17 protein-coding genes are annotated in these 23,679 nt (G+C 69.8%); 11 read left to right on the top strand and 6 right to left on the bottom strand.

Annotated elements, in window-relative coordinates; translation table 11 throughout:
• A partial coding sequence (locus tag ACFP2T_RS19005; protein ID WP_377423560.1) for an Nramp family divalent metal transporter occupies positions 1-1,402 on the bottom strand: 1,402 nt, incomplete at its 3' end.
• A gap of 74 nt (positions 1,403-1,476) precedes the next feature.
• Entirely contained in the window at positions 1,477-2,349 is an 873-nt protein-coding gene (locus ACFP2T_RS19010; protein WP_377423563.1) for a shikimate dehydrogenase, read from the bottom strand.
• A gap of 127 nt (positions 2,350-2,476) precedes the next feature.
• Between ACFP2T_RS19010 and ACFP2T_RS19015 the strand changes: the two genes are divergently transcribed.
• Positions 2,477-3,223, top strand: coding sequence for an IclR family transcriptional regulator (locus tag ACFP2T_RS19015; protein ID WP_377423566.1), 747 nt, complete (start codon positions 2,477-2,479; stop codon positions 3,221-3,223).
• Positions 3,224-3,332: 109 nt separating this feature from the next.
• Here ACFP2T_RS19015 and ACFP2T_RS19020 read toward each other — a convergent pair whose 3' ends face one another.
• Positions 3,333-4,919: a DHA2 family efflux MFS transporter permease subunit gene (locus ACFP2T_RS19020; RefSeq protein ID WP_377423569.1), complete on the bottom strand. Its 1,587-nt coding sequence runs from the start codon at positions 4,917-4,919 to the stop codon at positions 3,333-3,335.
• Between the two features lie 324 nt (positions 4,920-5,243).
• Positions 5,244-6,281, bottom strand: a complete 1,038-nt coding sequence (locus ACFP2T_RS19025; protein ID WP_377423571.1) for a LacI family DNA-binding transcriptional regulator — start codon at positions 6,279-6,281, stop codon at positions 5,244-5,246.
• Between the two features lie 293 nt (positions 6,282-6,574).
• Here ACFP2T_RS19025 and ACFP2T_RS19030 point away from each other — a divergent pair, with 293 nt between their 5' ends.
• From ACFP2T_RS19030 to ACFP2T_RS19060, 7 genes are all read left to right on the top strand, one after another.
• Entirely contained in the window at positions 6,575-8,989 is a 2,415-nt protein-coding gene (locus ACFP2T_RS19030) for a beta-xylosidase/alpha-l-arabinosidase (RefSeq protein WP_377423573.1), read from the top strand.
• Positions 8,986-9,984, top strand: a complete 999-nt coding sequence (locus ACFP2T_RS19035; protein WP_377423575.1) for an ABC transporter permease — start codon at positions 8,986-8,988, stop codon at positions 9,982-9,984. Before ACFP2T_RS19030 ends, ACFP2T_RS19035 begins: the two co-directional genes overlap by 4 nt.
• The gene (locus ACFP2T_RS19040; protein ID WP_377423577.1) at positions 9,981-10,886 is read left to right on the top strand and encodes a carbohydrate ABC transporter permease; all 906 of its coding nucleotides are present in this window, start codon (positions 9,981-9,983) and stop codon (positions 10,884-10,886) included. Before ACFP2T_RS19035 ends, ACFP2T_RS19040 begins: the two co-directional genes overlap by 4 nt.
• Positions 10,887-10,925: 39 nt before the next feature.
• On the top strand, positions 10,926-12,578 hold the full coding sequence (locus tag ACFP2T_RS19045; protein ID WP_377423579.1) for an ABC transporter substrate-binding protein: 1,653 nt from the start codon (positions 10,926-10,928) through the stop codon (positions 12,576-12,578).
• A 3-nt stretch (positions 12,579-12,581) separates the two neighbouring features.
• Positions 12,582-14,063 carry a GH39 family glycosyl hydrolase gene (locus ACFP2T_RS19050; protein ID WP_377423581.1) on the top strand — a complete coding sequence of 494 codons (1,482 nt, stop codon included), beginning with the start codon at positions 12,582-12,584 and terminating at the stop codon, positions 14,061-14,063.
• Entirely contained in the window at positions 14,056-14,742 is a 687-nt protein-coding gene (locus ACFP2T_RS19055) for a DUF624 domain-containing protein (RefSeq protein ID WP_377423583.1), read from the top strand. The genes ACFP2T_RS19050 and ACFP2T_RS19055 overlap by 8 nt, the downstream gene beginning before the upstream one ends.
• An 81-nt stretch (positions 14,743-14,823) precedes the next feature.
• Entirely contained in the window at positions 14,824-16,881 is a 2,058-nt protein-coding gene (locus ACFP2T_RS19060) for a beta-galactosidase (RefSeq protein WP_377423585.1), read from the top strand.
• Positions 16,882-16,971: 90 nt separating this feature from the next.
• Here ACFP2T_RS19060 and ACFP2T_RS19065 read toward each other — a convergent pair whose 3' ends face one another.
• Entirely contained in the window at positions 16,972-18,990 is a 2,019-nt protein-coding gene (locus tag ACFP2T_RS19065; protein ID WP_377423588.1) for a copper resistance CopC family protein, read from the bottom strand.
• A 275-nt stretch (positions 18,991-19,265) separates the two neighbouring features.
• Here ACFP2T_RS19065 and ACFP2T_RS19070 point away from each other — a divergent pair, with 275 nt between their 5' ends.
• From ACFP2T_RS19070 to ACFP2T_RS19080, 3 genes are read left to right on the top strand one after another with little or no spacing between them, the layout of a single operon-like run.
• Positions 19,266-20,093, top strand: coding sequence for a transporter substrate-binding domain-containing protein (locus tag ACFP2T_RS19070; RefSeq protein WP_377423591.1), 828 nt, complete (start codon positions 19,266-19,268; stop codon positions 20,091-20,093).
• A gap of 57 nt (positions 20,094-20,150) precedes the next feature.
• Positions 20,151-21,014, top strand: coding sequence for an amino acid ABC transporter permease (locus ACFP2T_RS19075; RefSeq protein WP_377423594.1), 864 nt, complete (start codon positions 20,151-20,153; stop codon positions 21,012-21,014).
• 6 nt (positions 21,015-21,020) lie between these two features.
• Complete coding sequence (locus ACFP2T_RS19080) at positions 21,021-21,827, top strand: amino acid ABC transporter ATP-binding protein (RefSeq protein WP_377423596.1); 807 nt, start codon at positions 21,021-21,023, stop codon at positions 21,825-21,827.
• 25 nt (positions 21,828-21,852) lie between these two features.
• On the opposite strand, the gene ACFP2T_RS19085 is transcribed toward ACFP2T_RS19080, so the two are convergent.
• On the bottom strand, positions 21,853-23,676 hold the full coding sequence (locus ACFP2T_RS19085; RefSeq protein WP_377423599.1) for an FtsX-like permease family protein: 1,824 nt from the start codon (positions 23,674-23,676) through the stop codon (positions 21,853-21,855).
• Between the last annotated feature and the right edge of the window lie 3 nt (positions 23,677-23,679).

Consider the following 23,679-nt stretch of genomic DNA (forward strand, 5'->3'; position numbering starts at 1 on the left):
TGACCACCATGGCGATGGCGAAGAAGCCGTAGAAGCCGATGGCCACGATCATGCCGCCGAGACGCCATCCTCGCATCCGGATGGCGGCGGGAAGGTCCTTGACGTTGAGGCGTACGAGCAGGATGGAATAGAGCAGGGTGACGACCGAGGCGGCGCAGGTGGAGACCAGCAGCAGTCCGATCGGTTGAGTGAAGCCGGCGAGCAGGATGACGGAGCCGAGGACGATCTCGCCCCAGACGACTGCCAGGTAGAGTCGGGCCTCGGTCCACCGGGTCGAGGTGGCGAGATAGTTACGGCGCAGGAAGTCGCTCGCGACCCGGCCGATGACGTCGAGCAGGCCCATCGCGGCGGCCCAGAGCGAGACCGCGGCGATCGCGAAGAAGAGCAGCTTGAGCCAGGTGCCGACCTCCGCCGCGAGGACGTCGCCCTCGATCCGGAGGAAGGACGTGTCGGACTTGAGGTCGTCGCGGCCGAAGAGGGTGTCGTAGGCGAGCAGGCTCATGATCGTGATGGTCACGAAGCAGACCAGCAGGAAGGCGAAGAGGTGCTCGACGTTGGCGCGCTTCCACCAGGTCTTCCACCGGTCGAGGTTCTTCTCGTCCTGCGGGAACGCGTACCGGTCGGCGCCGGACGCCTCCTCCTGTCCGGTGATCGGGGAGATCAGGCGCGGGACGTGTGCGCCCATGCCGTACCGCTTGTCGCGGATCCAGTTGCTGAGCACCAGGTTGTGCACGCCGCCCGCACCGGCGGCGCCGATCGCGCTGAGCAGCAGGGTGAAGGTGATGCCCTCGGGGATCTGCCCGAATCCGACGACGGTCTCCTTGGCACCCTCGCCCCAACTCGCGGCGGAGATGACGAAGACCACGACGACGGCGAGGAAGAAGAGCGTGAGCGCGACCTTGACGATCTCGACCCGCTCGACGGTCCGGTAGATGACCTTCGAGATGGACAGCAGCACGCCGATGACGACGAGGACCGCGACGGTGATCCAGACCGCGTCACCACCGCCGACGAGGTACGTGAAGACCGTCGACCCGCCGGTCGCCCAGCCCGGCCAGACGTACTGGAACGCGCCGGCCAGGCAGATGATGATGCCCCAGCCCTTCCACCACCGGGAGAATCCGGCGACGGCGGTCTGCCCGGTGGCGAGGGTGTAGCGCTCGATCTCCATGTTGATGACGAACTGGACGGCGAGGGTCGCGAACGCGAGCCACAGCAGGCCCAGCCCGCCGATCGCGGTGAGGTACGGCCAGAGGACGATCTCCCCGGCCGCCAGGCCGATACCGACGGCCACCACGCCGGGACCGACCATCCGGCGTAGCGACATCGGCTCCGGCAGTTCCTGCGTGACGATGCCGCCGGGCGGCACGGTTGTCTCTGGTCTCGTTGCTGGTTGGCTCATCGGTACTCCATGGGGGTGGTGGTTGGGCGGTTCCCGCGCCGGCCGGTGGTTCGGGGGTGGCCGGAGTCATGGGGTCAGGCCTGGACATGGCGTCCGCCTTCGCCGAGCAGGCGGTCGAGGTGGTCGAGCATCCGCTCGGTGTCCGGGGTCCGACCGGTGAGCAACTCGAACGCCGCCGCGGCCTGGAACACGCACATCGCCGCACCGCCGATGGCACGCAGACCCTTCGCCCGGGCGGCTTGCAGCAGCGGCGTCTCGACCGGCATGTAGATGACGTCGACCACCCACAGGCCGGGATGCAGCAACCCGACCGGCAGCGGCAGCCCGGGGTGGGCGCGCATGCCGACCGGACTGGCGTTGACCAGGCCGTCGGCGGACCGGATCGCCGCCGGCAACTCGTCGGGCGTCGCCACCGCGATCCGCTCGGTCTCGAACCTGGCGCTCAGGGCCTCCGCCAGCAGGCCGCGCTTGTCGGCATCGGGATCGACCACGGTGAGGTGCCCGACGCCCGCGTGAAGCTGGGCGTACGCGCAGGCCGCGCCCGCGCCGCCGGCACCGAGTTGTACGACCCGGTCGACCGCCGCCCCCGGCAGGCCCCGCCGGAACGACTCGGCGAACCCGTACGCGTCGGTGTTGAACCCGAGGCGTTGCCCGTCGCGGAAGACGACGGTGTTCACCGCGCCGATGTCCCGGGCCTGCGGGGAGAGTTCGTCGAGCAGGTCGACCACCCGCTGCTTGAACGGATGGGTGATGTTGAGCCCGGCCAGCCCGTCGGCCTCGGCCTCGTCCAGCAACCGGCGCAGGTCGGCCGGTGTTCCCGGCGCGTCGACGTCGATCAGCCGGTACGTGAGGTCGAGGCCGTGCTGACGCCCTTCGGTCTCGTGCAGCACCGGTGACAGCGACGCCCCGATCCCCGAACCGATCAGGCCGTACCGGCAGAGTGGCATTGGTGTGATGCTCCCGTCCTCGTTCGTCGATGGGGTCGTCGTCGATGGCATCGAGCCGGGCCGGCTAATGTACGAACTGGTACGTTAGTAAGCAACGATCCGGCAGACCTGTCAAGGAGCTGCGCTGGTGCGTACCGGTGAGCGGAACATTCCCGATCTGGCCGTCGCCCGGGTGTCGGCGGTGCTCGGCGCGTTCGACTCCCGACATCGCGAGTTGCGGGTGTCCGAGATCAGTCGTCGCAGCGGCCTACCGAAGTCGACGACGTCCCGGCTGGTGGCCGACCTCGTGACGTACGGGCTCCTGGACCGCACCGGAACGTCCCTGCGGATCGGCGTCCGGCTTTTCGAGTTCGGCGAACTCGCGTCCGGGCGGCGGGATCTGCGGGCGGTCGCCCTGCCGTACCTGACGGATCTGCGCGAGGCGACGGGACAGAGCGTGCACCTCGCGGTCCTGGCCGGTGTCGACGTCGTCTACGTCGAGATACTGCACGGCCGGGCCGGGCCCCGGACGCCGTCCGAGGTGGGCAGCCGGATACCCGCGCACGCCTGCGCGAGCGGCAAGGCGCTGTTGGCGTTCGGCGTCGAGGCGGCGGTCGCCCTCGTCTGCAACCAGCCGCTGAGGACGGTCGGTCCCCGAACCGTCACCGCGCCCGCCCTGCTACGGCGGCAGTTGGCGCGGATCCGGGAGTCCGGCCTGGCGTACGAGAACGAGGAATCCGGTGTCGGGGTGGCGTCGGTCGCCAGCGCCGTCCTGCACACCGACGGGCGGGCGGTCGGTGCCGTCTCGGTCTCCGGTCGGACCGGTGGGCTGAGCCTACGTTCGGTCGGTCCAGCCGTCCGTACCGCGGCGTTGAGCATCGGCCGCGAACTGTGAGCGGCGGGTGACGGGTGATGACCCGTGGCCGGCTGCGGGGGCGTGCCGTCCTCCCCCGCAGCCGGCGGATGGCGCTTGCCATCCTGGTCGGCGTCGGGAACCGACAACCTCAGTGAATCAACACCGGGGTCGCCGCGCGGTCCTCGCCGCCGTCACCGCTCGGGTCGGCCGACAGCGGCGACGCCGTGGGTCGGCGGGGCAGGAACGCGATCGGCACGAACGTCAGCAGCACCAGTACGAAGCCGACCCAGAACGTCGTGGCGAAGGAGTCGGCCACGAACTCCAGGCCGCGCTGGATGATCGACGGCTCCACCGGCAACTGCGCGCCGTGCTGGTTGGCGATCGCCGCGCCGGCCTCGGTGATCGGCTCGCCGGTCCGGGGGTCGTGCAGGCCCGGGATCGGGTTCGACCCGTTCAGCTGGCTGGTGAGGATCACCGACATGATCGCGGCGCCGATGGAGCTGCCGATCTGCTGGAGGATGTTCACCAGCGTGGAGCCCCGGGCCACATCGTGGTTGGTCAGCGTCCGCAGCGCCGACGTCATGATCGGCATCATCGTGCCGCCCATGCCGAGACCCATCACGAACAGCGAGCCGCACAGCAGCCAGTACGAGGTGTCCGCGCCGACCTGGGTGAACGTGAAGAACCCGGCGGCGATCAGCGCCATCGCGAACGGCACCGTCCGGCCGACCGGGATCTTGTCGGCCAGCATGCCGGCGATCGGCATCGTGAGCATCGCGCCGATGCCCTGCGGCGCCATCAGCAGACCGGCGCGCAGGGTGGATTCGCCGCCGACCTGGAGGAAGTAGCTCGGGAAGAGCAGGCCGGCGCCCATGAACGCGATGATGAACACGAACAGCGAGATCGACGCGATCCGCAGGTTACGGTTCCGGAACAGCCGGAGATCGAGCAGCGGGTGGCGCGGCCGGAACGAGTACACGACGAAGCTGACCACCAGGACGGCGCCGGCCAGCATCGTGGCCCAGACCTTGGTGGTGGTGATCGTGCCGGTCTCCGGTAGCGACGAGACGCCGTAGAGGAACAGGGCGAGACCCGGCGACAGCATCAGCATGCCGACGAAGTCGAACGACTCGGACGGCTCGGCATTGTCCTTCGGCAGCGCGATGGCGGCGTACACCAGCGCGATCACGCCGATCGGGGCGTTGATCAGGAAGATCCAGTGCCAGCTCGCCGCGTCGATCAGCCAGCCACCGAGGATCGGTCCGCCGATCGGGCCGAGCAGCATCGGGATGCCGAGGACCGCCATCAGCCGGCCGATCCGCTCCGGGCCGGCGGCACGGGTCATGATCGTCATACCGAGTGGCATGAGCATGCCACCGCCCAGGCCCTGCAACACCCGGTAGCCGATGAGTTGACCGATCGAGTCGGCGGTCGCGCAGAGCACGGAGCCGAGCGTGAACAGCAGCAGAGCGAGCATGTAGAGCCGCTTGGTACCGAACCGGTCGGCGGCCCAGCCGCTGAGCGGGATCACCGTGGCGAGAGCCAGGGTGTAGCCCGTCATGGTCCAGGCGACCTGGGCGTACGTGGCGTTGAACTCGGTCTGGAAGGTCGGCAGCGCGACGCTGACGACGGTGATGTCGAGGATCGACATGATCGCGCCGAGCACGACCACTCCGGCAATCTTGAGGACGGCACCGTCGAGTTTGTTGGGCGCCGCGGCGACTTGATTGGTCACATGATTCTCCAGGTCCAGCAGGCCGGCTGCGGCAAGGTCAACGCAGTGGCGTGTCAAGCTACGTAGGCCGCGCGGAATCCGATGACCCTGGTGTCCCCCGGTCGCCAGTTTCCGGCTCCAGGATCACAGCTCCTACCGGCCGCCCGGTCAGGCCCCCACGCAGACGTGCTCTGGCTCACCTGTTCGAATCCCATCGGCCGGGACGACGGACCCGACGGCGTTGCCGCAGCTGACGGGCGGGACGGTCGAGCCGGCGGGTACCGCCGGCGATCCATCGGGCAGGAGATCGAGCCGGGGCGATGGAACCGGGCGGGACTTCGCGGGTCAGCGGGGGTGTGCGGGCGGCGCGGTGCTCTCCCGCACGACCAGCTCGGTCACGAGGTCGACCCGGCTCGTCGACAGGCCGACTCCGCGGGCCAGGTCAAGCAACATTTGCGTGGCGGTGCCGGCCATGTCGCGCAGCGGCTGGTTGATCGTGGTGAGCGCGGGCACGGTCCAGGCGGCCACCGGCAGGTTGTCGTAACCGATCACCGAGAGTTCCCGCGGCACGTTCAGACCGAGCTGCCAGGCGGCCCGGAGAACGCCCATGGCCTGCATGTCCGACCCGGCGAAGATCGCAGTGGGTCGGTCCGGCAGGGTCAGCAGCTCCATCCCGTGCCCGTAGCCGGCATCGACGTAGAAGCTGCCGTACCGCACCAGGTCGGGATCGACCGGAACCCCGACCTCGTCGTGCGCGAACTGGAAGCCGGCGGCCCGGGCCCGACTGCACAGCACGTCCTCCGGACCCGAGATGAGCGCGATCCGGCGGTGGCCCAACTCCAGCAGGTGACGGGTGGCGAGCAGCCCGCCGTTCCAGTTGTTCGAGCCGACGGTCGGCACGGGGGCGGAGGTCGCGCTGTCGGTGTCGACGACGACCACCGGAACCAACTGGCGCTGCAACTGTTGGTGTTGCGGTTCCGTCAGATTGCAGAGCACCAGCAGCACGCCAAGGGGGCGGCGGGTCAGCACGCCGTCCAGCCACGGCTGTGCGGGGCGATGGTCCCCACCCAACTGGGACAGCAGCACGTCGACGTTCGCGGTGGCCGTCACGGCCTCGACACCGCGAATGATCTCCATCGACCACGCTGCGTTGAACTCGTGGAACACCAGGTCGATCTGCCCCGCGCCGGTCGGCTGCCGCTTGGACCGGCGACGGTACCGGTGCCGCTCGAGGCTGGCCTCGACCCGCGCCCTGGTATCGGCCGCCACGTCGGAGCGTCCGTTGAGGACCTTCGACACCGTGGTAACGGAGACGCCGACCTCGTCGGCGATGGTCGCGATCGTCGCGGACCCGGGGCCGGCGATGGGATGGGACTTTGTCATCGACGCTCGCCTCACACAACGTGACCGAAAGTTTCGGGCCGAACTCTAACACCGCGGCTGCCCAGCGAATGAGATCGACGGGCAGGTCCACAATCACCTCCTAGCGTGATCACGGCAGCATACTCGCGCCAGACCCCTTGGATGACAGCTCGGAGAGCCTTGACACGGTCTATCCAGGCGCTTAAGTTGCCCGGCACAGGTAACGCAGCTATTTCCGAAACTTTCGAAGACGCACCGACATGTGCCCCCGCTGCCGGTAAGCAACGACGCCATGCTCGGACCGAAGGGGTGGCATGAGGAGTCAGTTGCCCGTCGACCACAGCCGTGCCTCGAGCAGCGCCGCGCCCTGGCGCGATCCCCGCCTCTCCCCCGCCGACCGCGCCGAGACAATCGTCCGGCTGATGTCGCTGGAGGAGAAGGTCGCCCAACTCGTCGGGCTGTGGATCGGCGCCGACGCCTCGGGGGAAGGCGTCGCGCCGCACCAGTCCGACATGATGGACGGCGCACCGCAGTGGAGCGAGGTCATCCGGCACGGGCTCGGCCAGCTCACCCGCCCGTTCGGCACCGCACCGGTCGACCCCGTCCTCGGCGCCCGGTCCCTGGCCGCGTACCAGGAGCAGATCGTGGCGGCGAGCCGGTTCGGGATCCCGGCACAGGTTCACGAGGAGTGTCTGACCGGCTTCGCCGCCTGGCGGGCGACCGTGTATCCGACCCCGTTGAGCTGGGGAGCCTCCTTCGACCCGCAACTGGTCGAGGAGATGGCGGAACGGATCGGGCGGTCCATGCGGGCCGCCGGCGTCCACCAGGGCCTGGCACCGGTCCTCGACGTGACCCGCGACTATCGCTGGGGCCGTACCGAGGAGACGATCGGCGAGGACCCGTACCTGGTCGGAACGGTCGGTTCGGCGTACGTGCGAGGGCTGGAGACGGCCGGTGTCGTCGCCACGCTGAAGCACTTCGCCGGGTACTCCGCGTCCCGGGGTGGCCGCAACCTCGCGCCGGTGCCGATGGGCCGCCGGGAACTCGCCGACGTCGTCCTGCCGCCGTTCGAGATGGCCCTGCGGCTCGGCGGCGCACGGTCGGTGATGCACTCCTATGCCGAGATCGACGGCCTGCCCGTGGCGGCCGACGCGGGTCTGTTGACCGGGCTGCTCCGGGACGACTGGAACTTCTCCGGCACGGTGGTCGCGGACTACTTCGCGGTGCGGTTCCTGCAGACCCTGCACCGGGTGGCCGGCGACGCCGGAGAAGCGGCCGGGCTCGCCCTGCGGGCCGGGATCGACGTCGAACTACCCACCGTGGACGCCTTCGGGGCGCCGCTGGTCGAGGCGGTCAAGTCCGGCGCGGTCGACGAGGCACTGATCGACCGCGCCCTTCGTCGGGTGCTGACCCAGAAGGTCGAACTGGGCCTGCTCGACGAGGACTGGCGCCCGCTTCCCGACGACGTCGAGCAACTCCGCCTCGACGACGAGACCAGCCAGGACCTCGCCCTGCGGCTGGCCCGGGAGTCCGTCGTACTGCTCCGGAACACCGATGGAGTGCTGCCGCTGGCCGAGGGACTTCGCGTGGCCCTGGTGGGTCCGGTCGCGGACGACCCGATGGCCATGCTCGGCTGCTACGCCTTCCCGACGCACGTGGGCGGACAGCATCCGGAGCACGAACTCGGGTTGGACATCCCCTCGCTGCGCGACGCCCTCGGCCCACTGACTCCCCAGCTGCGCTACGTGCCGGGTTGCACGATCACCGGCGACGACACCTCGGGGATCGCGGCGGCGGTCGCGGCGGCCGCCGACTCCGACGTGTGTGTGCTCGCCGTCGGGGACCGGGCGGGGATGTTCGGGCGCGGCACCTCGGGCGAGGGCTGTGACGCCGTCGACCTGCGCCTGCCGGGCGTGCAGGCCGAACTCGTCCGGGCCGTACTCGCGACCGGCACCCCGGTGGTGCTGGTGCTGCTGACCGGCCGGCCGTACGCGCTCGGCGACGAGTTCGACGCGGCCGCCGGTGTCGTACAGGCTTTCTTTCCCGGCCAACGGGGCGGTCAGGCCCTGGCCGAGGTGCTCACCGGCCTGGTGAACCCGTCCGGACGGCTGCCGGTCAGCGTTCCCCGGAACACCGGTGGCCTGCCGGCCAGCTATCTCGCCCCGCCACTGGGACGCCGCACCGAGGTGTCGTCCGTCGACCCCACTCCCGCGTTCCCGTTCGGGTACGGACTGAGCTACACGACGTTCGAGTGGAGCGATCCGGGCGTACTCGGGTTGGATGACCAGCCGCCCGGCGACTCCGCTGAACCGGCCGAGTGGGCCGTCGACGGCGAAGTGACCGTCCAGGTCACGGTCCGCAACACCGGGTCCCGGTCCGGTACCGAGGTCGTACAGCTCTACCTGCACGACCCGGTGGCGCAGACGACGAGGCCGGTGGTCCGGCTGATCGGCTACACCCGGGTACCGCTGGAGCCCGGCGAGAGCGCCCGGGTGGCGTTCGTGGTCCCGGCTGACATCGCGTCGTTCACCGGGGTACCCGAGCGGCGCATCGTCGAGCCCGGCGACATGGAACTGCGGTTCGGGCGATCGAGCGCGGAGGCGACGGCGGTGGTGCCGCTACGCCTGGTCGGCGCCGTACGCGAGGTCGATCACCAGCGACGACTCCTGTCGCTGGCGCGTGTCGAGCGCAGCGTCGCGCTCCCGCACATCCCGGAGGCCCGAGCATGAGCACATCCAGTACGGTGGATCCACCACCGGACATGTTGAGCGTCGGGGTGAAACCCGAGCGCGACAGCCGGTCCCGCCGGTCCCGCCCGCACCGCCGTACCTGGCGGCGGGCGCTGCGCCGGGACTGGCAACTGTATTCGCTGGCGATCCTGCCTCTGCTGTTCTTCGCGATCTTCCGGTACCTGCCGATGCTCGGCAACGTCATCGCGTTCCGGCGGTACCAGGCGGGCGGTGCGCTCCTCGGCGAGTACTGGGTGGGGCTGCACTACTTCAAGTTGTTCTGGAGCGACCCGACCTTCTGGCAGGTGTTCACCAACACTCTGATCATCGGCGGGCTGACGCTGCTGTTCTGCTTCCCGGCGCCGATCATCCTCGCCCTGCTGCTCAACGAGGTGCGCGTCCGCTGGATGAAGCGGGCCGTACAGACCATTTCCTACATGCCGCACTTCCTCTCCATCGTGGTGGTGGCCGGCATCGTCCTCGACATGGTCGCGCTGGACGGTGTGGTGAACCAGGCGCTGAAGGCGGTCGGCCAGGACACCGTCGCGTTCATCCAGGAGCCCGGCTGGTTCCGCACCATCTACGTCTCCTCGGAGATGTGGCAGACCGTCGGCTGGGGCACCATCCTCTACCTCGCCGCGCTGACCACCATCGACCAGAACCTCTACGAGGCGGCCCGCGTCGACGGCGCGAGTCGCTGGCGGCAGACCTGGCACGTGACCCTGCCCGGCATCCGGCCGACCATGGTGACCCTGCTGATCCTCAACATCGGCAGCTTCATGGCGGTCGGGTTCGAGAAGGTCCTGCTGCTGTACAACCCGTTGACGTACCAGACCGCGGACGTCATCTCCACCTATCTGTACCGCGTCGGCGTCCAGGGCGGCAGCTTCAGCTACGCCGCCGCGATCGGGCTGTTCGAGGCAGTGATCGGGTTGACGCTGGTGCTCTCGGCGAACGCCATCTCCCGTCGCACAGTGGGGACGAGCCTGTGGTGAGCACCGTCGCGAAAACGTCCCGGCCGCGCGGGATCCGGCCGAGCCGGGGCTATCGGGTGTTCCAGGCCGTCAACGGCGTCGTGCTGACCGCCATCGTCGTGGTGACCCTGATCCCGTTCGCCAACATCATCGCCCGGTCGTTCAGCGCGGAGGGGCCCATCCGGGCCGGCGAGGTCAGTTTGTGGCCGAAGGGGTTCAACCTCACCACCTACGGCCGGGTGATGACCGACTCGTTGTTCTGGACCAACTACCGCAACACCGTGGTCTACACCGTCGTGGCCACCGCCATCGCGATGGTGATGACCACCTGCTACGCGTACGTGCTGTCCAAGAAGCACTTGAAGGGCCGCGGCGTGCTGGTCGGGATCGCGGTGTTCACCATGTTCTTCAATGGTGGCCTGATCCCCAACTACGTGCTGGTCAACTCGCTTGGCATGCGCAACACGATCTGGGCGATCGTGGTTCCCAACGCCATCAACGTGTTCAACCTGCTTGTGATGAAGGCGTTCTTCGAAAGCCTCCCGACGGAGCTGGAGGAGGCCGCCGCGGTCGACGGCATGAACACGTACCGAACCTTCCTGTGGATCGTGCTGCCGCTGTCCAAGGCGGTGCTGGCCACGATGGTGCTGTTCTACGCCGTCTCCTTCTGGAACTCGTGGTTCTCCGCCTTCCTCTACATGGACCGGCAGGACCTCTTCCCGGTCACCGTCTACCTTCGCAACATGATCGTCGGCGCCACCACCGGGTCGGACAACTCCTCGAGCAGCGACTTCGCGTTGCAGGTCGGGGCGAACATCCGGGCGGTGACGGTCGTACTCACCGCGCTGCCCATCATGCTCATCTACCCGTTCATCCAGCGGTACTTCGTCTCCGGGGTCATGCTCGGCTCGGTCAAGGGCTAGCACCGTGACCCTCCCCCACCCACCCAAAGAGGAGTCCTCGTGCACCAGCTAACCCGGCGCCAGTTGCTCGCCGCCGCTGGCGGCGCCGCCACCCTCGTGCTCGTCGGCTGCGGCAGCGGCGACGAGAACGGCGATCAGAACCTCGACGGCAAGCGGGTCGGCGCCATGGACGACTACGGCGTCGGCGACCAGTTCAAAGCCGCGGAAGCGCTCACCTTCTCCATTGCCATACTGGACAATCCCGGGTACCCGTACAAGGCCGACTGGCCGTTCTTCCAGGAACTCACCAAGCGCACCAACATCAAGTTCGACGCGACGGTCATCCCGCTCTCCGACTACAACCAGAAGCGCAGCGTGATGGTCGCCGCCGGCAACGCCCCGTGGATCATCCCGAAGACCTACCACCCGTCGGAGGAGGAGTACATCGCCGGTGGCGCGATCCTGCCGGTCAGCGACTACGTCCACCTGATGCCGCACTTCCAGGACAAGGTCAAGAAGTGGAACCTGCAGCCTGACATCGACGCGAGCCTCAAGCAGGCGGACGGCAAGTACTACCTGCTGCCCGGGCTGCACGAGGATGCCTGGCTGGACTACTCGCTGGCGATGCGCACCGACATCCTGGCCCAGCTCAACCTGCAGGTGCCGACCACCTGGGACGAGCTGACCACCGTGCTGCGGGCGATGAAGCAGGCCCACCCCGACGTGTACCCGCTCTCCGACCGGTGGAGCACCACGCCGGAGGGGCCCGGCGCGAACACCCTGCTGGCGCACATGAGCGACGCGTACGACACCCGCGCCGGGTGGGACTGGCAGCCCTACCACTGGGACGCAGGCGCCGGCAAGTTCGTCTTCCCCGGCGCGATGGACAACTACCGGCAGATCCTGCAGTACCTCAACACGCTGGTCAGCGAGAAGCTGATGGACCCGGAGAGCTTCACCCAGCAGGACGACCTGGCCAAGCAGAAGTTCGGCACCGGCAAGTCGTTCGTGATCAGCACCAACGCACAGGAGCTGATCAACAGTTACCGGAAGGACCTCGCCGCGAGGCTCCCGAGCGCGAAGGTGGAGAAGATCCCGCGGCTGCTGGGACCGATGGGCGCGACCAAGCGGCAAACCCGCCTGGAGAGCGGCGTCATGATCTCCAAGAAGGCGCTGGAGAGCAAGAACTTCGTCGCCATGATGCAGTTCGTGGACTGGCTGTGGTATTCCGACGAGGGCCAGACGCTCGCCAAGTGGGGCATCAAGGACCAGACCTTCACCGGCAGCGCCGAGGACGGCACGCTCAAGCTCGCCTCCGACGTGGACTGGGCCGGGCTCAACCCCAGCGGGTCCAAGAAGCTGAACGTGGACTACGGCTTCCTCAACGGCGTCTTCGCCTACGGCGGCAGCACCAAGTTCCTCAACACCCAGTTCACCGAGGAGGAGAAGAAGTTCCAGGAGGTGATGGCCCAGCGCAAGCTCCGCCCGGTCGACCCGGCACACCCGCTCACCGCCGAGGAGCGCGAGCAGACGACGCTGTGGGCCACGGCGCTGAAGGACCACGTGAACCAGCAGTCGCTGAGGTTCATCCTCGGCCAGCGGCCGCTGTCCGACTGGGACGCGTACGTCGCCGAGCTCAAGGGCAAGAACATGGACCAGCTGATTGAGGCTCACAACAAGGCCTACGAGCGGTTCAAGAAGGAACACGGCTGACCGTTGCGGATCCACGTTCCTGAGCTACCGACCGGCCGGTTGACCGACGCATGGCGTGCCTGCGTCGGCACCGGCCGGTTCGACCTCGCGCTGCGGCGCGACTACCAGGACTCGCTCGCCCTGGTCCAGCGGGAGATCGGCTTCCGGCACATCCGCGGCCACGGGCTGCTGAGCGACGGCGTCGGCGTCCACCGGCCGTACGAGTACGGCGGAGCGCGGCGGGTGCTGCACTCGTTCACCTACGTCGACCAGGTGGTCGACGCGTACCTCGACCTCGGCATCCGGCCGTTCGTGGAGCTGGGCTTCATGCCATCCGCGCTCGCCACCGGCGACCAGACGGTGTTCTGGTGGCGCGGCAACGTCACCCCACCCCGTTCCTGGCCGGAGTGGGCCGACCTGGTGAGATCCACCGTGCAGCACCTGGTCGACCGGTACGGGCTGGCCGAGGTGCGCGGCTGGCCGATCGAGGTGTGGAACGAGCCCAACCTCACCCAGTTCTGGCAGGACGCGGACTCCGACGCCTACCACCGGCTGTACGAGGTGACCGCGAACACGGTCAAGGAGGTCGACGCCTCGCTGCAGGTCGGCGGCCCGGCCATCTCCCCCGGCTCCGAGGCTGACGAATGGCTGGCCCGGTTCGCCGAGTTCGTCACCGACAAGTCCGTGCCGATCGACTTCGTCAGCCGGCACGCGTACAGCTCCGGACCCGCGCAGCATGTGCCGTTCGGCGTGCACCAGACGCTGGCGCCCGCGGCCACCCTGCTGGACCAGTTCGCCCAACCTCGGCGGCAGCTCGCCGGCACCCCACTGGCCGGTCTGCCCGTGCACATCACCGAGTTCAACTCGTCCTACCGGCCGGACAACCCGGTCCACGACACGGCCTACCACGCCGCCTACCTGGCCCCGGTGGTGGCGGCCGGCGGCGACCTGGTTGACTCCTTCTCGTACTGGACCTTCAGCGACATGTTCGAGGAGGTGGGCGTGCCGACCGCGCTGTTCCACGGCGGCTTCGGCCTGCTCACCCATCGCCAGATCAAGAAGCCCACCTACCACCTGTACGCGTTCATGGCCCGCCTCGGCGACCAGATCCTGGCCCGCGGCGCCGACCACCTGGTCACCCGGGATGCCGACGGCCGCGTCACCGTGCTGGCGTGGGCGCTCGACCCGCACCCGCTGCGGCTGTCCATCCCCCTGGACGCCGCCTCGGCCTTCATGTCGCGCTCGTCGGTGCACGAGGAAGCGGGCAACGCCTGGGCGGCGTGGGGCGAGATGGGCCGTCCGCAGTCTCCCCGCCGGCAACAGCTCGACGCCCTGCGGGAGGCGGCCGAGCCCGCCCGCAGCCACCGCAGCCTGCCCGTGGTCGCCGGTCGGGTGGACCTCGACCTCACCCTCGCCCGGCACGAGGTGACCCTGGTCGAGATCAGCGCGGTGCGCGACGAGACCCCGCCATGGTGGGACGAGATTCGGATACCCGGTCATGAATGAAACTGCCCAGGCCCGGCAGTTCGGGGAGGGGCCGCTCTCCCGTACCGCGGCGCTCGTCTACACCCTGCTCGTCGTCGAGTTGCAGTTGCTGGCCGCCGTGCTGCCCGGCCTGGTGCCGCTCGTGCTCCTGGACAGCGACGCGAGCAATGTCCCGCTCGCCGCAGCCTGCGCGCTCCCGTTCGGCCCGGCCATCTCCGCCGCACTGTACGCGCTGCACCGGCGCAGCCGGGACATCACCGACCTCAAGCCCGCGGCGGCCTTCTGGCGCGGCTACCGGATGAACTTCTCCGGAGTGATGCGGGTCTGGGTCCCGTGGCTGGCCTTCCTGACCATCGTGGGTGTCAACCTCGCCGGCTTCTCGGCCACCGACCTGCCCGCCTGGTGGGCGGTGCTGCTGGTGCTGATCGCGGTGGCGGCGAGCCTGTGGGTGGCGAACGCGCTGGTGATCACCTCGCTGTTCGCGTTCCGGGCGATAGACATCGCGCGCCTCGCGGCGTACTTCCTGGGCCGGCGCCCCGCCGTCACGGTGGGCAATGCCGGCCTGCTGGTGGCGGCGGCCGGCGTGACCTACTTCGCCTCCGAAGCGGTGCTCGCGCTGCTCGGCTCGATCCTGGCCATGATGCTGCTGGCGACCTGCCGTCTGATGATCACCGAGGTCCACGAGGAGTTTGTCGATTAACGCTTTCCCATGTCTGGAAGCCGGGGATCTCTGGCTCGGACCGCACGCGGCCACCGTCCGGTCCACCTCGGGCGGCAGCTGATGAACCTTCCGGCAACCTCGAAGCTGCCCTTCGGCGGCGACTACAACCCGGAACAGTGGCCCGAGGAGGTGTGGCAGGAGGACTACCGGCTGTTCGACTCCGCGCGGATCGACACTGTCACGCTCGGAGTCTTCGTCTGGGCGCTGACCCAGCCGGCACCAGACGTCTACGACTTCTCGACGCTGGACCGGATCGTCGAGCGGGCCGCCGCGGAGGGCCGGAACATCTGCCTGGCGACCGGCACGGGTGCCCACCCGGCCTGGCTGGCGCGGGCGTACCCCGAGGTGACCCGGACGGACTTCGAGGGGCGCCGGCACCGGTTCGGACAGCGACACAACTCCTGCCCCAGCTCGCCGGTCTTCCGCCGGCTCTCCGCCGAACTGGCCCGACGCGTCGCCGCCCGGTACGCCGACAACCCGTCGGTCGTCGCGTGGCACGTCGGCAACGAGTACGGCGGCGCCTGCTACTGCGACCTCTGCGCCGCCGGCTTCCGGGACTGGCTGCGCGAGAAGTACGGCACCCTGGAGGCGCTGAACGCCGCCTGGTACACCACCTTCTGGTCGCACACCTTCACCGACTGGGACGAGATCGAGCCGCCCTCGGCGCTGACCGAGCACTGGCGCGGCCCGAACCACACCGCGTTCCAGGGCATCACCCTGGACTACCTGAGGTTCATGTCCGACGCGATGCTCGCCAACTTCCGGGACGAGAAGGCCGCGATCCGCCAGGCCAGCGCCCTCCCGGTCACCACGAACTTCATGGGGATGTACCGGCCGATCGACTACCACCGCTGGGCCGCGGACCTCGACTTCGCCTCGTGGGACAACTACCCGCCGGACGACCGGTCGCCCGCCTGGATGGCACTGGCACACGATCTGATGCGCGGGCTCAAGGACGGTCAGCCGTTCTGGCTGATGGAGCAGACGCCGAGCTACACCGCGTCGCGTGACGTGAACCCGCTGAAGCGGCCCGGGGTGATGCGGCTGTGGAGCTGGCAGGCGGTGGCGCACGGCGCCGACGCCGTACTCTTCTTCCAGATGCGGGCCTCCCGGGGAGCCTGCGAGAAGTACCACGGGGCGGTCATCGGCCACGGCGGCCGGGGCGACACCCGGGTCTTCCGTGAGGTGACGCAGCTGGGAACCGAACTCGACCGGCTCGGTGGCGTGGTGCTGGGCGCCCGGACCCCGGCCCGGGTCGCGCTGCTGTTCGACTGGGACAGCTGGTGGGCGCTGGAGATCTCCGACGGCCCCTCCCGGCTGGTCCGCTACCAGCAGGTCGTACTCGCCTACTACCGGGCGCTGTGGGACGCCGGTGTCGACGTCGACGTCGTCCCGGTGACCACGGACCTCGCCCGGTACGACGTGGTCGTCGCGCCGGCCCTGCACATGCTCAAGTCAGACCTGCCGCAGCGGCTGGAGGCGGTCGCCGAACGCGGCGGGTCGGTCGTGACGACCTTCCTGTCCGGGCGGGTCGACGAGCACGACAACGCGTTCCTGATGGACGTACCGGGCCCGCTCGGGCCACTGATGGGCATCCGGATCGACGAGTGGGACGCCCGCGAACCGGAGGTCGTCAACCCGGTGCGGCTACGCGCCGGGGCCGACCGGGGCGAGGTGGAGGTCGAATCGCGGCTGGTGTTCGAACTGGTGATCCCGCAGGGTGCCGAGGTGGTCGGCACCTACCAGGCCGACTTCTACGCCGGCACCCCCGCCGTCACCAGGAACAGGTTCGGTGCCGGCCACGGCTGGTACGTCGCCGCCGGGCTGGACCAGGACGGTGTCGGCGCGGTCGTCCGACGGGTACTGGAGCAGCACGATCTGGTCGGGCCCTATCCGGACGTGCCCGACCTCGAAACGACCGTCCGGGTCGCTCCCGACGGGACGCGGCTGCTGTTCCTGCTCAACCACCGTGCCGAGCCGGTCGAGGTCACCGCGCACACCGGCGGGACCGACCTGCTCTCCGGCGACCCGATCGAGTACGGCCAGCCGATCAGGCTCGGCCCGCACGGGGTGATGGTGCTGCGGACGTCGGCGACGGGCCAGCCGTCGACGCCGTGACCCGACCGGCCCTGTCGATCACGGCGGTACGCGACGTCGGCCGCTCCCTCCCGCCGGGCGGCGAGTACCGCCGCCAGCCCGGGTCGGCCCTCAGCCGATGTCCATCGTGTACTCCGCGGTGTGCACCTTCCCCGCCACCTGGAAGTCGACGAATGCCCGGTAGCGGCCCGCGCTCGGCGCCGTCAGCCAGAACTTCACCGCCCCGTCGACCAGTTCCAGCTCCGGATGTACGTGCACGTACCCCAGGTCGCCCTCGCGCACCACGACCAGGTGGCCGTACGCGCCCAGGTAGCGCTCCAGCGGCGCCGGCCCGGACGCGTCCGTGCGGCTCACCCGGAAGGTCATCGGCGCGGTCACGCCGACCGTGGGGGTGCCCTCCATCGACACCACGAACGGCCCCGCCGTCGTCCGCGACTGTGCCGCCGGCAACGCGACCGGCGCGTGCGTGCCCGGCACGACATGGTCGACGCCCAGGACCAGCGGCACCTGAGCGCCGTCGGAGCCGGTGACCGTGAAGTCGGCGTAGATGCGGTAGCCGCCGGCCCGCGCCAGTCGCAGGGGGACGGTCCAACTGCCGTCGGGCGCCATCACGGGGTGCAGATGCTGGTAGCCGGCCAGGTCGCGACCGACGACGATCATGTGCAACGGCTTGTCGTGTACCACCGCGAACCGCGTCGCCGGCTGCCGATCGGTGCCCACGATCCGGAACGCGTAGTCCACGGTCGCCCCGGCCGGCTGGGAACGCCGCACCGGCTGGAGCGTGTACCCACCCGCGCTGACCGCCGTACCGGCGACCAGCGCCGCCCCGGTGTCGCCCCGGTGGGTGTGCGGACCGGTGCCGGACGGGTGCTGGTGCCCGTCGGTCGCCGACAGCAGGCTGCCCGGCGAGGACGTCCCACCGGCCGGCGCCGTCGCCTGGACGCCCACGGTCCGCTCGTTGCCGGCGCCGAGACGGCCCAGCCCGAAGCCGGCCAGGAGAGCCACCACCAAGCCGCCGGCCAACAGCGCCAGCCGCGTGTTGCTCGGCCCGGACCCGACCGACGGCACCGCGGGCGCGGCGTCGTCCTCATCGGACACGGCCAGCGGCGGTGCCGTCGTGTCGTCCACCGGACCTGCCGGTACCCGAGCCGTGACGGCCACTCCGCCCTTTCCCGAAGCGGGGATCGCGGCGCGTTTCCTGCCCGCGGCGGCACCCTTACCGCTCCGGCCCGTCCCGCTCCCGACGCTCGGCCCGGTCACCTTCCTGTCGCGAGTTCCCGTGGGGCGTGGTGAGCCGCTGCCAGCGCGACCGGACCGCCGGCGTTCCGGGGACACGGCGACCCGCGCGGGGACCAGGTACGAGCGCAGGGAGCGGGTCATGCCGGCCCAGGAGGCCCGGCCGGACCGCCACAGCCAGAAACCGGCGACGGCGACGGCGATGGCCACCGCCCAGCCGGTCCAGCCCAGCCAGGCCGGGCCACCCTTGTCTTCCGGCGTCGCGGGCGGCGCGGCTGCGGGTGGCGCCGACGCCCCGGCAGGTGCCGGGGAGGCGGCGGACGAGGTGGAGGCGCCGCCGGAGGTGCCGTGCCGCTCGACCGCGGCCAGGAGTGCCGGGTCCGGTCGGTTGGTCGGCGGCTGCCAACCCTGCGGCGCCGGCGTCGGGCGGCCCGTGTACCGGAACGTCAGCGTGCCACGGACCGGATCCCCGTCGGAGGCCGCCGAGAGGTAGCTCACCGAGTACTGGCCGGCGACGGGCAGGTGTGCCACCGTCACCAGCGCGGGAAAGCCCGTCGTGTACTCCTTTGGCTCGAACTTCCCGTCCACCAGGAAGTACTCCCGCACCGGCCGGTCGAGGGGCTTGGGTGACCCGTACGTCCAGCCGTTGTCGACCCGCCCGCCGCCCGGTGCGGTGATCGTGAAGAACGCGTTGGAGGCCACCTTCTCCGTGAAGTAGAGCTCCACCACGGTCAGCGGCCCGGTGACCGTCGCCCCCTCGGCGGGTGTGGACATCGCCAGCGTGCCGTGCGCCGCGGCCGGCGGTGCGGCGGCGAGGACGGCGACGGCCGTGGCGAGGGCGAGGGCGAGTAGGCCGGAGAACATCCGGCGCGCGATCGCGGGGAGATGACCCATCGGAACATCCTCACGACCCTGACGCTTTGATCAAGAGCTGGCCAACTTTTTGTGCAAATGGCAAAAGTTCGGTACACCTCGGAGCCAACTAACGTGGCAGGCGTCACGATCGCGCGGGACCGACTGCGGCTTCGGGCGGCACGGCCGGGGTTGCCGGCCCACCGGACCTGCTTGACCTGGACACCTTCCACGACACCTACCTGCGGTTCTGCGGCGTGAATCATGGCCTAACCTATGGGGAACATGCGGTTTGCTCGGCTGGGGAGGATGCGCAAATGGCAAAGCTTCGAGGTGCCCAGCGTGGTGCGGCGCTGGCCATGGGTACGGTGCTGGCAGTCACCGGTCTGGTCGGCTGTGCGAAAGAGGACGCCGGCAGCACCGCCGACGGCGTGAAGCTGGTGCGGGCCGGCAAGCTCACCACCTGCACCCACCTGCCGTACTCGCCGTTCCAGTCCAAGGACGCCAGTGGCAAGGTGGTGGGATTCGACGTCGACATCGTCGACCTCGCCGCGAAGAAGCTCGGCGTGACGCAGGAGATCGTCGACACTCCGTTCGAGGGCATCAAGTCCGGCGCGGACCTCAACTCCGGCAAGTGCGACGTGGCTGCCGCCGGGATGACCATCACCGAGGCCCGCAAGGAGGTACTGGACTTCAGCGCGCCGTACTTCGACGCCACCCAGGCGCTCGTGGTGCCGATCGGCAAGTCGTACAAGACGCTCGCGGACCTGGCCGGCAAGCGGCTCGGCGTGCAGGGCGCCACCACCGGCGAGGACTACGTCAAGCAGCAGGTCCAGCAGCAGGGCCTCAAGATCGAGGTGGTCTCCTACAAGGACCTCGCCGCCGTACAGCAGGCACTGGCCACCGGGCAGATCGAGGCGGCCGTCGGCGACCTGCCGGTCTGGAACGAGTACGTCAGGGCCAGCCCCGGCAAGGTGCTCGTCGCGGGCGGCTTCGACACGGGCGAGCAGTACGGTCTCGCGGTCAAGAAGGGCGGCAACCCGAAGCTGCTGGAGACCATCAACCAGGCGCTCGCCGAGGCACGGGCCGACGGCGGCTATGACAAGATCTACGAGAAGTGGATCGGCGCGAAGCCGACCGTCTGACCTGGTCTGGCATGGCAACATCGCGCGGTGGTCACCGCCGCGCGATCTGGGGGAGGCATGGCAGATCCTGAGACGCTGACGACCGGGGCCGACGCCCGACCGGCCCCGGCGCCACCCCCTCCGCCGCGACGGCTGGGCCGCCGGCAGCGACAGCGGTTGTGGCGACTGGCCGGCTACCTGGTCTTCGCCCTCGTGCTGCTCGCCGTGGTGGCGGCGGCCGACTGGGGCCGCCTCGCCGACGCCTTCTTCCGGCTGGACATCGCCGGGAGCATGTTCCCCGAGGCGATAACGGTCGCGCTGCGCAACACCATCGTCTACACGCTGCTGGCGTTCGCCTTCGGGTTGGCGCTCGGACTGCTGCTGGCCCTGATGCGACTCTCGTCCGTCGCGCCGTACCGCTGGTTCGCCACCGGCTACATCGAGCTGTTCCGGGGGCTGCCCTCCCTGCTGGTGCTCTTCATGGTCGGTTACGGCGTCCCGCTCGCCTTCCCCGACCGGGAGATCCCCGGCGGGGTGTACGGCGCGGTCACCGTCGGCCTCGGCGCGACCGCCGCCGCGTACATGGCGGAGACGATCCGGGCCGGGATCCAGGCGGTGCCGAAGGGACAGTTGGAGGCGGCCCGGACGCTCGGCATGTCGCACGCCCGCGCGATGGTCTCGATCGTGCTGCCGCAGGCGTTCCGGATCGTCATCCCGCCGCTGACGAACGAGATCATCCTGCTCACCAAGGACACCTCGCTGGCGTACGTGCTGGGCGTGACCGCCACCACCATCGAGCTGACGAAGTTCGCCGGCGACTCCCTCAACACCCGGGTCAACCCGACCCCGCTGGTGGTCGCCGGCCTGCTCTACCTGGCGATAACGCTGCCGCTGTCACAACTGGTCCGCTGGCTGGAACGCCGGGCCGCGAAGGAGAGGTGACCGGCGGTGCCCGCGATCGAGATCCGCGACCTGCGTAAGTCGTTCGGCAAGCTGGAGGTGCTGCGCGGCATCGACCTGTCGGTGGAGACCGGCGAGGTGGTCTGCGTGATCGGGCCGTCCGGCTCGGGCAAGTCCACCCTGCTGCGCTGCGTCAACCTGCTCGAGGAGCCGTCCAGCGGCTCGGTGCACGTCGACGGCGTGGAGGTCACCGACCCGGACTGCGACATCGATGCGGTACGGCGGCGGATCGGCATGGTCTTCCAACAGTTCAACCTCTTCGGCCACCTGCGCGTACGGGAGAACCTGACCATCGCGCAGCGTCGGGTGCTCCGCCGATCCCGGGCCGAGGCGGAACGGATCGCGACAGAGAACCTTCACCGGGTGGGCCTGGCCGAGAAGGCCCACGCCTACCCGGCGCAACTCTCCGGTGGGCAGCAGCAACGGGTCGCGATCGCCCGCGCGCTGGCGATGGACCCTCGGCTCATGCTCTTCGACGAGCCGACCAGCGCGCTCGACCCGGAACTTGTCGGCGAGGTGCTGGCGGTGATGCGCTCGCTCGCCGCGGAAGGCATGACCATGCTGGTCGTCACCCACGAGATGAGCTTCGCCCGCGAGGTCGCGTCGCGGGTGGTGTTCATGGACGGTGGCACGGTCGTCGAGTCCGGTCCGCCGGAGGAGGTCTTCGGCTCGCCACGCGAGGCCCGCACCCGCGAATTCCTGCACCGGGTGCTCGAACCGACCCGGGTGAGCGAAGCCGAGATCGGCGCACACCCGGTCGCACCGCACGGATCGGCGGCGCCATCGGGGAGGTGACGATGGCAGCCAGGACGAAGGCGACTCAAAGAGACTCGGTCACGGGACGGCGGCCGCCGAGGCGGGCGGGCACAGCGGTGAGCGCCCCCACCACGAGCACGGTTGCCAGCACCAGCGCGACCGACTGCCAGAGCGAGGGAAGCGTGGCCCTTTCGCTGTCGCCGCCGGCGATCGCGTTTATCGCGGCGAACAGCGCGATGCCGCCCGGGAAGACGCCCAGGATGGCGCCGAGGAGCGCCGGCAACACCTGCGCGGCCGCCAGTGCCGTACTCACTTCACTGGGGGTTGCGCCGAGGGCGCGCGCCAGCGCCGACGAGTGCCGGTTGTCGAGCACCGTCGCCCAGGTGATGACGATGGCGTTGACCCCCGCCAGGGAGAGCAGTACGACCGACCAGACGAGGAGCACGTGGCGTAGCACCTCCACCTGAGCATCACCGTATCCGCCGGTGAGTGGCTGGGTGGTGAGGAAGGTGTTGAGTACCAGTAGGACGTAGATCCCGCTGACCGTGATCGCGATGATGGCCACCCCCAGCACGACCCGTCGCGGCCGCCGGGCGGCGACCCGCAGGGCGAGAAGCAGCGGAACCGGCAGTCGGGCCGAGGCCGCGATCAGCCACCCTATGCGGCGGGGCGGGCGAGGGGCGTCGGCCAGCGCGTTGACGGTGCTGGAGCGGGCAGCGCGCACGGCCGGAACAGCGGTCGCCACTACGGCGACTCCGAGTGCCACGGCGGTCACCAGCCCGATCGTGGACGGGGTCATCGAGGGCGTGCCCGCGCTGCCGACGAGGCCGGCACTGGACTCGGTGAGCAACGGAGCGGTCAGCGTTCCGATCGTCAACCCGGCTGCGGCCGCGACGAGGGCCACGAGGACGTACTCCGCGAGCAGCACGGCAGCGACCAGGCCCGGCGTGCCGCCGACTGCCTTGAGGAGCCCGGTGCGTCGGGTCTGATCGGCCATCCGGCCGCCGACCAGCACCGAAAGACTGGCCACGGCGAGCAGACCGAGCAGCCAGGTTCCGATCAGCAGAAGGATCTGGGAGTCCCTGGCCAGCTCGGTGGCGCCGTCGAGGATGTTCCCCCAGGTCTGCATGGGGGTGACGCGGCCATGGTCGCCGTCGTTCGTGTCGACGAACGCCTGGGCCTCGTCGGGGTCGGCAAGCTTCAGGTTCATCACGTAGGACAGGGATTCTGGATCCGGAGTGAGGCTCCGGACATCCGCCCGGGTGAGCCAGACCAGTCCGGGATTGTGCAGCAACCCCGGAGGCAGGACCCTGTCTTCGGGGACGACGCCGTTCAGGCAGCCACGGGCGACAAGGCAGGACGACCCCGGATAGGGCGGCATGGCGGCGGTGACCGCAACGCCGACGACCTCGAACGACCGGCCGGACAGGGTGACCGCATCACCGACGTGCACGTCGAGCGCGTTGGCGAAGGCGGCTTCGACCACCACCCCGCCATCGCCGACCCAGTTGCCCCGGATCAGCTGGGGCTGGTCGACCGAAGCGGACGCGGCGTCGCGCCCCACGGCCTGCACGTCTGCCGTTCGACCGGATGCCTGAAGTTCCGCCGAGGTGACCGGGTACGGTCCGCCGTGTGCGATGACGCCGGGAGCGTCGGCCAGTTGCTCGAGGCGGGAAAGGTCGGCGAGCTGGCCGTTGGCGACCACGTCGGGTCCGTTGGTCGCCTCCCTGGTGGTCTCGTACGGGTCGCTGGCCGCGTCGCGCAGGACGAGCGCGAGCGTCAGCGTCGTGCTGGCCGCCAGGATGGCAAGCAGCAGGAGCGCGGCCTCGGTGCGGCGCCGCCGGAGGTCGCGTACGGCGAGGCGGACCACGAGCACGATGCGGCCCATCAC

It is taken from the genome of Plantactinospora solaniradicis (assembly GCF_042658085.1).
In the GTDB taxonomy this organism is placed as follows: domain Bacteria; phylum Actinomycetota; class Actinomycetes; order Mycobacteriales; family Micromonosporaceae; genus Plantactinospora; species Plantactinospora solaniradicis.

Coding starts and splice junctions, on each gene's coding strand:
- ACFP2T_RS19085 (WP_377423599.1), bottom strand. CDS start 23,676: ATGGGCCGCATCGTGCTCGTGGTCCGCCTCGCCGTACGCGACCTCCGG.
- ACFP2T_RS19030 (WP_377423573.1), top strand. CDS start 6,575: ATGAGGAGTCAGTTGCCCGTCGACCACAGCCGTGCCTCGAGCAGCGCC.
- ACFP2T_RS19060 (WP_377423585.1), top strand. CDS start 14,824: ATGAACCTTCCGGCAACCTCGAAGCTGCCCTTCGGCGGCGACTACAAC.
- ACFP2T_RS19010 (WP_377423563.1), bottom strand. CDS start 2,349: ATGCCACTCTGCCGGTACGGCCTGATCGGTTCGGGGATCGGGGCGTCG.
- ACFP2T_RS19065 (WP_377423588.1), bottom strand. CDS start 18,990: ATGGGTCATCTCCCCGCGATCGCGCGCCGGATGTTCTCCGGCCTACTC.
- ACFP2T_RS19070 (WP_377423591.1), top strand. CDS start 19,266: ATGGCAAAGCTTCGAGGTGCCCAGCGTGGTGCGGCGCTGGCCATGGGT.
- ACFP2T_RS19035 (WP_377423575.1), top strand. CDS start 8,986: ATGAGCACATCCAGTACGGTGGATCCACCACCGGACATGTTGAGCGTC.
- ACFP2T_RS19075 (WP_377423594.1), top strand. CDS start 20,151: ATGGCAGATCCTGAGACGCTGACGACCGGGGCCGACGCCCGACCGGCC.
- ACFP2T_RS19055 (WP_377423583.1), top strand. CDS start 14,056: ATGAATGAAACTGCCCAGGCCCGGCAGTTCGGGGAGGGGCCGCTCTCC.
- ACFP2T_RS19025 (WP_377423571.1), bottom strand. CDS start 6,281: ATGACAAAGTCCCATCCCATCGCCGGCCCCGGGTCCGCGACGATCGCG.